Genomic DNA, 12,401 nt, shown 5'->3' with positions numbered 1-12,401 from the left:
AATTCCCGTGCGACTTCGCCTGTTACGGATCGACCGGCTGCGTGTTCCGGCCGAACCGCACCCTGAAAGACAAGGCAGTGCAAGCGAACCGGACGCGCGGACGGCTGACGCGCCTACCAGGCGCGGGTGAGGTCGGCGTGCTGGCTGATCCAGGAATGCATGGCTATGCCGGCGGCTACGCCCGCGTTGATGCTTCGGGTGGAACCGAATTGGGCTATCGAGACCGTCATGACGGCGGACTGCCTGGCCTCGGCGGTGACGCCCGGGCCCTCCTGGCCGAACAGCAGCAGGCAGTTCCGGGGAAGGCGGGCGGTTTCCAGGGGGACCGAGCCGGGGACGTTGTCCACCGCGACGACCGTCAGTTCCTCGCGGTCGGCGAATTCCAGCAGGGTCGCGACGTCGGAGTGGTGGACGAGGTGCTGGTAGCGGTCGGTGACCATGGCGCCGCGGCGGTTCCAGCGGCGGCGGCCGACGATGTGCACGGCGGACGCGGCGAAGGCGTTGGCGGTGCGTACCACGGTGCCGATGTTGGCGTCGTTCTCGAAGTTCTCGATGGCGACGTGGAACGGGTGGCGGCGGCGGTCGATGTCGGCGACGATCGCCTCGCGCGTCCAGTACCGGTAGGCGTCGACGACGTTGCGGCGGTCGCCGTGCTCGAGCAGTTCGGGATCCAGCCGCGGATCGTCCGGGGGCGCGGTGCCGAACTCCGCCGACCACGGCCCGACGCCGCGGGGGTGTTCGCCCCATTCGGTCGGCCCGCTCGCGGCCTCCTCGTCCGGGGGCTCGTCGACGCTCACGCCGCCGAGACTCCGAACCCGATCGCGACGACGAGCATGATCACTGTGTAAGCGATCAGGAGGAGCAGGCTGATCAGCATCAGCACCGACGTGCAGATGCCGATGATGTAGCCGACCTGCACGTTGGTGCGCCCGCCGTAGCTGCCGCCGGACGCGTCGATCTCGTTGAGCACCCGCCGCCCCATCACCCACGCGAACGGACCGGTCAGGCCGCAGAACAGGCTGACCAGCCCCAGCACGAGAATGGTGGTGGCCTGGGGATGCTCGGGCGGCGGCGGATAGCCGTAGCCGTACTGCGGCGGAGGCGGCGGATAACTCATCCGCGTCATCGTAGCCGGGCGAACCGGACCTGGTTCGTCACCGATTCCCAGGGCACAGTAGGTGTAGCTGCCTACACCAAAGATTCGGTGGGTCGCTCCCTCGTATCCCGCCACTCCCCCGACCAGCATGGAGTCATGACCGAGACGTTCGCCGAACCGACCCTCGTACTCGACCGCCCGGACCGGCCACCGATGACCGCCGGCCGGGTGGTCCGCGCGATCCTGCGCGCGCCGTTCGAGGCGCGGACCTGGAAGGAACTGGCCTACCTGATCGTGGCCTTCGTGCTCGGCATGGTCGCCATCAGCTGGATATATTTCGGCTTCGGCGCCGGACTGGGCCTGTCGATCGTCCTGATCGGCATCCCCGTGCTGGCGCTGGTACTGCTGGCCGGCCGGATCTGGGGTGTGGTCTACCGGGCCGTCGCCTCCGCGCTGCTCGATACGCCGATGCCCGCGCCGCCGGCATTCGCGCCACGTCCCGGATTCTTCGGCTGGCTGCGCAGCGCCTACACCGATCGCACCTCGTGGCGGGCGCTGGCGTTCCTGATCGCCGAGGTGGTGCTGGGCCTGTTCGCCGGTTACGGGGTGCTGATCGTCGTCGCGATGACGGTGTTCACCGCGATTTCGCCCATCCCCTGGGTGATCTTCCATCCGATCAACGTGGACGACCAAGGGCGCGAACATCATTCGCTGGCCCAATTCGGCGACTACTACATCGAAACCTGGCCGCGCGTGCTGGGCATGGCCGCGGTGGGCGTGATCGGCTGCCTCGTGCTGCCGTGGCTGGTGCGCGGCATGTGCTGGCTGCACCGGCAGCTGGCACTGGCGCTGCTGACCCCGACCGCCCGCGACCGCCGGATGGTCGAGTTGCAGGAGAGCCGCCGGGTCGCCGTCGAGGATTCCGCCGCGACGCTGCGCCGCCTGGAGCGCGATCTGCACGACGGCACCCAGGCCCGGCTGGTCACCATCGCCATGGCGCTGGGCCGCGCCGAGGAGCGCCTCACCGCCGGTGGCGATGCGTCCGCACTGGTCGCCGAGGCGCACGCCGGTTCCAAGGAGGCCATCGCCGAACTGCGCGAACTGGTGCGCGGCATCCATCCGCCCGCCCTCGAGCTGGGACTGGAGCCCGCGCTGGAGACGCTGGCCGCCCGCTGCGCGCTGCCGGTCGAACTGCGGGTCCACCTGCCGCAGCGGCCCAACCCGGCCATCGAGGCGATCGCGTACTTCTCGGTCGCCGAACTGCTCACCAACGCGGTGAAACACTCCGGCGCCGACCGGGTGTGGGTCGCCGTGCTGCCGTCGGACGGAAACTCGATCGCCGTCTCCGTCCGGGACAACGGCCACGGCGGCGCCCTGCAACCGGCCGTACCGACCGCGGAAACCGCAGTGAGCGGCGGACTTGCGGGCCTGGCCGCCCGGGCACGCGCCGTCGACGGCATACTGACGGTGGACAGCCCGGCCGGCGGCCCCACCACCGTCACCCTCACCCTGCCGATCGAGGGACCCCGGTGAGCCACACCGCCGCACACGGCCGAATCCGTGAATGTATCCACCGGCCGAGCCGGACCGACCGGCGGAACGACGCCCGCGAGTGCGCGCGATCGGCAACACGGGACCTGTCGGCACACCGACCTCCACAACCGATTTCGCGGGAACGCAGTCGAGCCGATACTCGTGACCAGGCGGCGCGCCGACGACGTGGAGCGATGAGGCCGACCCCGTTCGGGAAGACACCCTCCGAGACGGCGGGCCTCCGGCACAGGCCCCCGCGGACGCGGTCTCTTCGGTCCTCGCAGGACAAATGAACCGAGCGTTGGAGGTCACGGTGACGAAGGAAGGTAGCGCTATCAGCGATCCCGCGAGCGAACCAACGACCACGGCCGAACAGCCGCTGCGCATCGTGATCGCGGAGGACAGCGCGATTCTGCGGGACGGGCTGGCCGGGCTGCTCGCCGACCGCGGTCATGAAGTGGTCGAAATGGTCGGGGACGCAACGCAATTGCGCGAGGCCGTAGCCGAACATCAACCGGATGTGGCGGTGGTGGACGTGCGCATGCCGCCGTCGTTCACCGACGAGGGGCTGCTGGCCGCGATCGAACTGCGCCGCAAATTCCCCGACATCGGCATGCTGGTGTTCTCGCAGTGGGTCGAAACCCGGTATGCCACCGAACTTCTCGCCGGAGGCGCGGGCGGCGTGGGATATCTGCTCAAGGACCGGGTGGCCGACGTGCGCGAGTTCGTCGACGCCCTGCACCGGGTCGCCACCGGCGGCACCGCCCTGGACCCGGAGGTGGTGAGCCAGCTGATGGGCGCCGCACGCCAACAGGATTCGCTTACCCGCCTGACCCCGCGCGAACGCGAGGTCCTGGAACTGATGGCACAGGGCCTGACCAACGCCGGCATCGCCCAGGCATTGACCGTCACCGAGCGCGCCGTGGAGAAGCACATCGGCAACATCTTCCTGAAACTGGAACTGCCTCCGTCGGACACCCACCACCGCCGGGTCCTGGCGGTACTGCGGTTACGGGGCTGAGCCCAGCTCTGCCCCTCGGCAAGCTGTCACTGGATACGCCCCCAGTAAGCCGTCACCCTGGCGAACGCTCTCGGCATACCGTCATCCCTACGTGCCCCGACCGAGACCGGCCGCCCACGAGCACCGGCGCTGACCGTCCCGGCTACTTTCTGACGTCCCGGCGCGCTCTTGGCCGGGATGCATCAGCCGACCAGGCGAACTCCATCAGCCGCGTGACGCGCCTCACACAAACGGGTACTCCGGACTATCCTGGAGGCCCGCAAGCGGTGGTGGAGGCAGTCATGAACCACGCGCGCATCCTCCGTATCGTGCTCGGCATCACCGCCGGGTACATGATCGCCCTCGGGATCTGGCTGGGCTGGGTCGTCGACCACACGCCTGCGGGCACCGTCCCGTACCAGATCATGGCGCTGGTGGGTGTCTTCGGCTCGGGCATCGGCCTGGGCATGATCTTCGCCCAGCGCCCACCCCACTCCGATCGACGCCTGCTACGCCACGGCCTGGAAGGCTGGGCCACCATCGAGGCCGTACACCCCCTCCGCCGCACCGACCACCACACCGAACTCACCCGACTGGATCTACAACTCACCGTCCCAGGCTCCGAAACCTACCGTGGCACCATAGTTTTCGATATCACTCCGCGAGACGAATCGAAAATCAACGTCGGCGAAACGGTCTCGATACGTGTGGATCCAGCCGACCGCAACCGCATCATCCTCTGCCTGTAGACCAGCAGCTACCAAACACGATATTTTGGCAGGTTGGCCTGTAACGGGCCACGTTGTATCACGCGATGCAGGGATGTAGTCCAACAGCGAGGAGCGACGTCGTGGCGGTTGACCAGCAAATTCGGGAGCTGGCCGAACGCACTGCGAACTTCGGTTACCTGCTGGCGTACGAGCCGGTGTTGGTTGTTCACGGTGCCGCAGCGGAGGCCGCGCTGTTCACCGACCCGAACACGGCCATGTTCAAGTGCCGGTTGTTCGGCGAGACGCTCGTTGAGCGAGCCTTCATCTCGTTCGGCCTGCCGAACATGCCGGACACACAGCACAAGCGCCTGAAGGTGCTGAGCGACCAAGGCTTCCTCGACGCACGGGTACACGGCTGGTTCGATTCCGTCCGCAAGATCGGAAACCAGGCCGTACACGAAGGATATGCGGGACAGCGCGAAGCGCTGCTGCTTGTTCGCGCCTGCTACGAATGCAGGGTCAGAACCTCCAGCACTCACGGCGGGCCAACTCGATCGGGTTGATACAGGAGACCTGAAATTCAGCCGCTACGTTGGGGATCTTCAGGTTTCGGTCCGCAGTGCCCGGCCCCTTGGCACGTTCGTCGGTGACGACGAACGCCTTCCTTCGGCAAGCATGCGCGATTACCCATGGATCAGCCGCGTTCTGCTGTTCGAAGACCCAGTTGGGATACCGGTCGGAGATCTTCTGAACCAGGTCCACATCTTCCTGGCTCGGTTCGTCGATGAAGTAGTCGAGTCGCTTCGCCCAGTTGCTCAAAGTATCGTCTCCACGACCCAACTCCTCGAGACCTCACGAGGGATCACCGCGCGACCGGCCGCGATCAGCGCCTCCCACGCGTCCCACAGAGACGGGTGAATCTCTCGAGGGGTGTACCGGTGCAGCAAGACAAGGACATTGGTGTCTATGACGTAGCTCAACCGATCGCTCTCCGCGCGAGCTCGGCTTCCATCCTGTCGATGGTCGGGAGCTTGGACTCCAGGAAGTAGGTGGCGTCCACCGGGGAGATGACGCCGTTGTGGAGCGCGTCCAGCACCGTGGATACGTACCGCTCGCCCAGATTCCTCAGCTCGAGAACGTGTGGTGGAGCGAAGCCGGATTGATTCTCGCCCTCGACACGCTGGGCTCGCTCGCGGGCGATTTCCAGCTGCCGGGACAGTTGATCCGAGTCGATGATTTCCAGAGTCTTCATCCGGACGGCTATCGCGGACTGGCTCACTCGAAACACCTTCGACAAGCGCTCCAAGCTGGCGATCGGATCCAGCTCGCCCAGTTCTGCTACGAACTCGTCCGCCGGCAAAAGGAAAGCGGAACCGAATGCGTTGCATACCGATTCGGTGTCGCCAGGGGTGAATACATCGCACACACCGCTGGTACGACCGAGCAGGTGCCCCAACTCGTGAAAGAGCGTGAAGATGCGACGCCGCGGGGTGTCTGCGCCGTTGAGCAGAATGATCGGTGCGACATCCTCGTACAGCGACAAGCCGAGGAATTCGCTCGTCGGAATCCTGCTGGCCTGGAACACGAGCGCCCCCAGCCCCTCGACCGCGTGGATCCAGGAGTTGAGAGCTGCCCTTTCGTTGGCGAATCGACGTTGCGTACCGACGTCGACCCCGATCAGACGTCTCACCTGCACGGCCGCTGCCTTGGCGGTCTTCCGCGTAAGGGTGATGGCAGGCAAGCTCTCGAACTCGGCACCCAATTCCAGGATCCTGGCCCGTCGTCCGCGTACCTTTCGTATTTCGGCGACGACGGGCTGGGTCATCGGTCTGTCATGGTTGCGACGGAAGTCCGGCACCCGCTGCGCGGCGTCATCGACCGGCCGGGGCTGGGACGAAAGTAGCGCCGCCACTGTGGTGCCGTACAGAGCAGCTGCTCGGCGCAGCTGATTCAGGGTCGGCTCGGCTAGCTCGGTCTCCCATTCGACAACCCGCTCGGGAGCCACCCCCAGCCGCTTGGCGGCCGCGGCAATGGTGAAGCCGGCACTCTCCCGCGCACTGACCACGTTGTCACCGTTCGCCGGTGCACGTACTGCACTTGCCACCGCTGCCCCCTCCACCGTCACTGAGAATCGCAACGACCGAATCACCGAACAGTGCTGGGGCGGTATGCCCGGCCGAGCTATCTGTGCCACGCGCTCCGAGGCCAGCGTAGCAATTCCGCAGGCTGTGCTCGGAGTGTCGCGAGCAGCTGAGATTCATGGAAAGCCGCTGTATGTGCCCGTCGGCGGTTACTCACGCCCGCGGACCCGAGAACCTCGATGAACTCGTTCGCTCTCCGTCGAGACCGAACCCGAGCAATTACCGGTCTATCGGCACCTGCGTGATCCGGGGCGAAGGCGTTGCCGGCGACGGAACTCGAACCGCCTGCCCGGTATGTACCCGGGGATCGGTCAGAAAGTACTGCGCGGCAGCATAAGTCGAGAGGATCACTCCCTCTGCCGTCCGTCGCGAGCCGGTGCTGCGGGCGAACAGGCGGCGGAGGACGATCAGGCCGTCGGAGATGGTGAACAGCAGTGCACCCAGGCCGAGGCGGCTGCGGGGGTCGCGGCCTGGAATATTCATTCCTGCAACATTTTTCGCCGTAGGCGCGAGTGACGGGTCGGAGGCGAGTACGGCGGCGGTGCCGAGGGTGGCGCCGTAGAACGTCAGTGTCGCGGTGAGGTTCGGGGCCTTCGCGCGTAGTAGTGCGGCCGCGCCGAGCCAGGCGGCTATCCGGGGTAGCGCCACCGATGGTTTCGGCCGGGCGCCATCACGCCACCACAGGACCGAGTATCCGGACTGCATGATCGCGAAAGATGATGCGCCCGCGATCAATCGGCGGTCGTCGTCGGGATCTATGAGCAGCACGTCGCCGATCGTGGCGGCGCTCAGTGCGCCCAGGAGAACTCGACGGTCGGCGGGCGCGAGGTCTCGGCCGCTGTGTAGTACGCCCGCGGCCAGCAGGGGCATCATCAAGGGTTTTGCCGCCCACTGCCAGCGGTCGCGGCCGGTGACCGCGCCGAAAACCGTTGTGGCGGCGGCAGCGACGAAGGCCGCGCGGAATGGCCGGGCCATGTCAGCGGGCCGTCTGGGCGGTGGCGGATCCCGGCCGAAAGCATGCCGGGCTGACGCGGGCAGACCATCCCGAACTGACGCGGGCGGGGCGCGCTGGGCTGACCTCGGCAGAGCGCGACGGAATGATGCTGGTGCCCACCACGCTCAGAAGCTCGGTTCGATCGGCCTGGGCGGCAACGTGACCACCTGCCCGGCGTAGCTCAGCCCCGCGCCGAAGCCGAGGACCAGGGCCAGTTGGCCGCCCTTGGCCTTGCCGGTGACCAGCATTTCCTCGATGGCCAGGGGGATCGAGGCGGCGGAGGTGTTGCCGGTGTTCTCGATGTCGTTGGCCATCGGGATGTCGTCGGCGAGGCCGAGGTTCTTGCGCATCAGTTCGTTGATGCGGGCGTTGGCCTGGTGCGGGACGAAGACCTCGATGTCCTCCTTGGCCACGCCGGACCGCTCCAGCGCGGTGGAGAGCGCGCGCGGCAGCGTGACCGCGGCCCAGCGGAATACCCGCGGGCCCTCCATGTGCAGCGACATCCGGCCCACCGGTTCGATCGCCGGATCGGTGCCCTGCAGCGCCTGCGCCTTGTTCATGAACTCGAGGAAGTCGACGTCCTGCGCGATCGCCTCGGCGTTCTCGCCGTCGCTGCCCCACACCGTCGGCGAGATGCCGTTCTCCTCGCTGGGCCCGACGACCACCGCGCCGGCGCCGTCGCCGAAGATCATCGCGGTGCCGCGGTCGGTCGGGTCGAGCCCGACCGTCATCGTCTCCGCGCCGATGACCAGCACGTGCTCGGCCGAACCGGCCCGGATCATATCCGCGGCCACGCCGACGCCGTAGCCGAAACCGCCGCAGCCCGAGGTCAGGTCGAACGCCGGAATGCCGTTCATGCCCAGGTCGTAGGCGACGGCCGGGGCGCCGTGCGGGGTCAGCTTCAGCCAGCTCGAGGTGGCGAATACCAGCGCGGTGATCTTCGACCGGTCGACGCCGCTGTTGACGATCGCCCGCTCACCCGCGGCCGCCGCCATGCTGCGCAGCGTCTCGTCGCCGCTGGTCCAGCGCCGGTTGCGGATGCCGGTGCGCTCGAAGATCCACTCCGGCGTGGAGTCCAGCACCTCGCACACCTCGGCGTTGCTGACAATGCGCTGAGGTCGGTAGGCGCCGATGCCGAGCATCGCCACATTCTCGCGACCCCGGTTGACTGCAATGCTCACCACGGGCGACTCACACGACCCTTCACCACTGTCGGACAAATGACCAGCTTTCAGGGTACCCAGCGCCGGAATTCACCCGAGCGCCAGATCCTTGAGACCGAGAATCGACCGGTACTCCAGCCCCTCCTCCGCGATCACGGTATCCGCACCGGTCTCCCGGTCCACGACGGTCGCCACACCGACCACCGCGGCCCCGGCGTCACGCAGCGCCCGCACCGCCATGAGCGGCGAATTTCCGGTAGTGGTCGTATCCTCCACGACCAGCACCCGCTTACCCGACACGTCCGGGCCCTCGATCTGCCGCTGCATGCCGTGCGTCTTGGCGGCCTTGCGCACCACGAAGGCGTTCAGCGGGCGGCCGGGGGCGTGCAGCATCGCCAGCGCCACCGGATCGGCGCCCATGGTGAGACCGCCGACGGCCTCGAAGTCCCAGTCGGAGACCAACTCCCGCAACAGCTTTCCGATCAGCGGCGCGGCCTGATGCTGAAGGGTTGCCCGGCGCAGGTCGACGTAGTAGTCGGCCTCTTTCCCCGACGACAGGATGACCCTGCCGTGCACGACGGCGAGCTCGCGAACGAGCTCCGCCAGTCTGTCTCGGTCCGTGGTGGACTCGATCATCGTGTCCTATGTCCTTCCGCGTGCGTTGAACAAGCCTTGGTTCAAGCGGACCTGCAGGGACCGCGGAATCAGCCCCGCGACCGCCGTCAGCGCTTTGTACTGCACGCCGGGCACACTGATCACCCGGCCCTTCTCCAGATCGTGCAGCGAACCGGCCACGACCTGATCCACACTCAGCCACATCGGTTCCGGCCCCGACGGCCGCTCGAGCCCGGCTCGCCGATGGAATTCGGTGCGCACGAACCCCGGACACAGGGCCTGCATCCGGACCCCCGTTCCGGTCAGCCCACCGGACAGTCCCTCGGTGAAGGATATGACGTACGCCTTCGACGCCGAATAGGTGGAACCGCGCCCGGGCACCAGGCCCGCCACGCTGGCCACGTTCACCACCGTGCCCTTCGCCGCGGTGATCATCGGCGGCAGGGCGGCCCGGGTCAGTTGCAGCACCGCGGTGACATTGACGTCCAGCTGGGTCTGCAGCTTCGCCGGATCGACGGTCCAGAACTCGCCGGACAGACCGAGTCCCGCGTTGTTGACCAGGAATTCGACGCCCTCGCCCAGGCGCGCCGCCACCCGGTCGCGGTCGGCGGCGTCGGCCAGGTCGGCGCGCAGGACCTCCGACCGGGTGTCGAACCGGCGCTTCAGCTCGTCGGCGAGGGCGGCGAGCCGTTGCTCGTCGCGCGCCACCAGCACCAGGTCGTAGCCCAGCGACGCCAGGCGCTCGGCGTAGCCCTGTCCGATTCCGGAGGTCGGTCCGGTGACGAGTGCGATGGGACGGGTCGCGCCCGGTAGGCGCGCGGCGGCAGAGGAATCTGTCATGGGGACATCATCCCGCACCCGTCATCGAGGTGCGGGGCCCTGATAGGGGCGGAACCCGGGGTGGAACGGCCCCCCCGGCTGCTCGTCGCCGGTGCGCCGCTCGCGCCACTCGTCTTCGACGAAATCGCCCTCGAAATCGCCACTGAATTCGCCATCGAAACCGCGGTCGAAACCGGTTGCGGTGGAATCGGTCTCGTCGGCGTCCGGTTGCTCCCCGGCGGGCGGCCAGTCGCGGCGGACGCGAGTGCGCGGATCCGGCACGACGGCCAGCTGCGGGCGGCGCGGGGGTTCCGGGTCGGTCTCGCCGGCGATGTCCTTGACCAGGGGGGCGAAATCGGCGTCATCGTCGGCGTATTCGTAGCGGTCGTCGTCGAGGCGTGCCCGCTCGTCGCCAGGGTCGTCGACGGGGGCCCGGTCGGCTCGATCCGCTGGGTCCGCTGGGTCGTTGTAGGCACCACGATCGTCGTAATCGGAATAACCGGCCTCGGCGTAACGGGTGTCCTCGGCGGCGTAACGGGGGGCGTCCTCGACATAGCGGGGGGCGTCCTCGTCGAGGCGCCGGTCGTCGAAGCGATCCTCCGGGTAATCGCGATCCGATGCCCGGACGGGCTCGGGCGATTCCGCCTCCGGATAGCCGGAATCACCGCCGGAGACCGGCGGCAGCACATGCAGCAGACCGGACAGCCGCAGCACCGCGTCGATGGCCGTCTCCCAGTCGCGCGAGGTCGTCCCCACGGGCAGCAGGCCCAGGGTCCAGTTGCCCTCGCTCCACAGCTGCTGCACCGAATCGGGCAGCGCCTCGATGAAGGCGACCATGCGCTGGTCGACGGCGTGCCGGGCGATATCGGGATTGGTCGCGAACACCACGCGGTCGCCGATCGCGCCGAGCAGTTCCAGGTCGGCGTCCTTGGGCGGCGAGGCCGTCTTCAACCGCAGGTCGATGTCGATATCGGAGCCGATCTGGCGGCGCACCGCGACCAGCGTGGCCGCGTCCTCCAGATCGAACAGCACGAACTTCTCGCCCTTGCGGTTGCCGGTGACCACGTCCACCGCGGTCAGGTAGCCGAGCTTGGCGATCGCCCCGCGGCGCCAGGTGGACGCCAGCATCGGTTCGACCGAGACATAGGTGTAACCCTGGGATTTTGCCCAGACCTGCCGCACATGACCGGTCCGCTGCCGCTGGAGCCGATCGAAGTACAGCAGTACGATCGCACCCACCAGTGCGATCGCCGCGAGTCCGAACCAGATTGCTGCCGTCATCGCCGTCGAGTCTAGTTCCCGCGTGCCCGACGCGGTGGGGGCACGCTGTGTGTTGGGGGAGTTCACCCCTGGCGTCGCCCACCCTGGATCGCTGCCACACCGCCCACCTGGGCCGCGGCGGCCGCTAGCGCGGCGGGGTCAGCGAGGTACTGATGATGATCTTGGCCTGGATCGATGCGTCCGGGGCCTTGTCGCCCTGCACCACCACCATGTCGCCGGGATGCAGATCGGTGACCTTGCCCGCCCCCGTCGCGACGACCTGGGTCTGCGCATCGGTGTGCACGGTGACCAGCGAGCCGAGCAACGACTGGATCGTCAGGGTGGTGCCGTCGTTGGTGCTGATCGTGCCCATCGTGGCGCCGAGGTCGTCGATGTCGCCGAGACCGGGCATCCCGGGCACGCCGGACTGCGGACCGCCGGAGCCGTTCGGCGGCACCACCGGCACGCGGGACGGCGACGACCGGGTGGAGGTGTCGGCGGCCGAGGTGGAGGACGAATCGTCGTTGCCGGCGAGGAACATGCCCGCGGCGATGCCGCCGAGCACGACCAGGACGAAGACGGCGGCCGTGAGCCCGATCCACAGGCCGGTGCGGCGGCGGCGCGGCGGCTCCACGGGCATCCCGGTCGGGCCGATCGGACCGTCCGGCGGGGCGCCGCCCCCGGCCCACTGCTGCCCCGGTCCCGGAGCGCCGTACGGACTTTCGTGCATGCCCCAGGCACTGTCGTAGGGCGGCAGCTCCCGAGTGGCGTTGGGACCGGCCGGCTGATCGAAGTACGACTGCGGCTCGGCGTACTCGTAAGGCTGGGGGTAGGTGGGCTGCGGATAGGACGGCTGGGTGTAGGAGACCGTCGGGTCGTAGCCCTGGCCGTACGCCTCCGAGTACTCGGAGGTATGCAGCGGCGCCTCGCCGGAGGTGTGCAGGGGCTCCTCGCCGGGCCCGCCCGAGGACCCCATCCGCTCGGTCGGCGCCTCAGGGGAATCCGGACGCTGTGCCCACGGGTCGCGCGGATTCGTCATGCAAACCAGAGTAGGTGCATAAGGTGACGCC

14 protein-coding genes are annotated in these 12,401 nt (G+C 68.0%); 4 read left to right on the top strand and 10 right to left on the bottom strand.

Going from position 1 to position 12,401, the window contains the following annotated elements; all coding sequences use genetic code 11:
- Positions 1-113: 113 nt before the first annotated feature.
- Both D892_RS0113505 and D892_RS0113500 read right to left on the bottom strand, forming a co-directional pair.
- Positions 114-797, bottom strand: a complete 684-nt coding sequence (locus D892_RS0113505) for an RNA methyltransferase (protein WP_024801742.1) — start codon at positions 795-797, stop codon at positions 114-116.
- The gene (locus D892_RS0113500; protein WP_024801741.1) at positions 794-1,117 is read right to left on the bottom strand and encodes a hypothetical protein; all 324 of its coding nucleotides are present in this window, start codon (positions 1,115-1,117) and stop codon (positions 794-796) included. The genes D892_RS0113505 and D892_RS0113500 overlap by 4 nt, the downstream gene beginning before the upstream one ends.
- 135 nt (positions 1,118-1,252) lie before the next feature.
- On the opposite strand from D892_RS0113500, the gene D892_RS0113495 reads away from it, so the two are divergent.
- From D892_RS0113495 to D892_RS0113480, 4 genes are all read left to right on the top strand, one after another.
- Positions 1,253-2,629 carry a sensor histidine kinase gene (locus D892_RS0113495; protein WP_024801740.1) on the top strand — a complete coding sequence of 459 codons (1,377 nt, stop codon included), beginning with the start codon at positions 1,253-1,255 and terminating at the stop codon, positions 2,627-2,629.
- A gap of 379 nt (positions 2,630-3,008) precedes the next feature.
- Positions 3,009-3,650 (top strand): response regulator transcription factor, encoded by a 642-nt coding sequence (locus D892_RS0113490; RefSeq protein ID WP_024801739.1) that lies wholly within the window; start codon positions 3,009-3,011, stop codon positions 3,648-3,650.
- Between the two features lie 281 nt (positions 3,651-3,931).
- Positions 3,932-4,378 carry a DUF3592 domain-containing protein gene (locus D892_RS0113485; protein ID WP_024801738.1) on the top strand — a complete coding sequence of 149 codons (447 nt, stop codon included), beginning with the start codon at positions 3,932-3,934 and terminating at the stop codon, positions 4,376-4,378.
- A gap of 101 nt (positions 4,379-4,479) precedes the next feature.
- Positions 4,480-4,902: a DUF4145 domain-containing protein gene (locus D892_RS0113480; protein WP_024801737.1), complete on the top strand. Its 423-nt coding sequence runs from the start codon at positions 4,480-4,482 to the stop codon at positions 4,900-4,902.
- On the opposite strand, the gene D892_RS45110 is transcribed toward D892_RS0113480, so the two are convergent.
- The 8 genes from D892_RS45110 to D892_RS0113440 all read right to left on the bottom strand — a co-directional run bounded on the left by D892_RS45110 (position 4,859) and on the right by D892_RS0113440 (position 12,370).
- Positions 4,859-5,158, bottom strand: coding sequence for a DUF4411 family protein (locus tag D892_RS45110; RefSeq protein ID WP_198036892.1), 300 nt, complete (start codon positions 5,156-5,158; stop codon positions 4,859-4,861). The genes D892_RS0113480 and D892_RS45110 overlap by 44 nt on opposite strands.
- Before the next feature lie 157 nt (positions 5,159-5,315).
- A complete protein-coding gene (locus D892_RS0113470; RefSeq protein WP_156959501.1) occupies positions 5,316-6,443 on the bottom strand; it encodes an ImmA/IrrE family metallo-endopeptidase in 1,128 nt (375 codons plus the stop codon).
- 256 nt (positions 6,444-6,699) lie between these two features.
- On the bottom strand, positions 6,700-7,455 hold the full coding sequence (locus tag D892_RS0113465) for a lysoplasmalogenase (RefSeq protein WP_024801734.1): 756 nt from the start codon (positions 7,453-7,455) through the stop codon (positions 6,700-6,702).
- Positions 7,456-7,599: 144 nt separating this feature from the next.
- Positions 7,600-8,658: a beta-ketoacyl-ACP synthase 3 gene (locus D892_RS0113460; RefSeq protein WP_024801733.1), complete on the bottom strand. Its 1,059-nt coding sequence runs from the start codon at positions 8,656-8,658 to the stop codon at positions 7,600-7,602.
- A 69-nt stretch (positions 8,659-8,727) separates the two neighbouring features.
- On the bottom strand, positions 8,728-9,273 hold the full coding sequence (pyrE, locus tag D892_RS0113455) for an orotate phosphoribosyltransferase (RefSeq protein ID WP_024801732.1): 546 nt from the start codon (positions 9,271-9,273) through the stop codon (positions 8,728-8,730).
- Between the two features lie 6 nt (positions 9,274-9,279).
- Positions 9,280-10,092: an SDR family oxidoreductase gene (locus tag D892_RS0113450; RefSeq protein WP_024801731.1), complete on the bottom strand. Its 813-nt coding sequence runs from the start codon at positions 10,090-10,092 to the stop codon at positions 9,280-9,282.
- 21 nt (positions 10,093-10,113) lie between these two features.
- Positions 10,114-11,352, bottom strand: coding sequence for a hypothetical protein (locus tag D892_RS0113445; protein WP_369801748.1), 1,239 nt, complete (start codon positions 11,350-11,352; stop codon positions 10,114-10,116).
- A 124-nt stretch (positions 11,353-11,476) separates the two neighbouring features.
- Complete coding sequence (locus D892_RS0113440; RefSeq protein WP_024801729.1) at positions 11,477-12,370, bottom strand: DUF5666 domain-containing protein; 894 nt, start codon at positions 12,368-12,370, stop codon at positions 11,477-11,479.
- Positions 12,371-12,401: the final 31 nt, after the last annotated feature.

This window comes from Nocardia sp. BMG51109, from assembly GCF_000526215.1.
Lineage (GTDB): Bacteria > Actinomycetota > Actinomycetes > Mycobacteriales > Mycobacteriaceae > Nocardia.
This window is presented reverse-complemented; position numbering and strand designations above follow the sequence as displayed.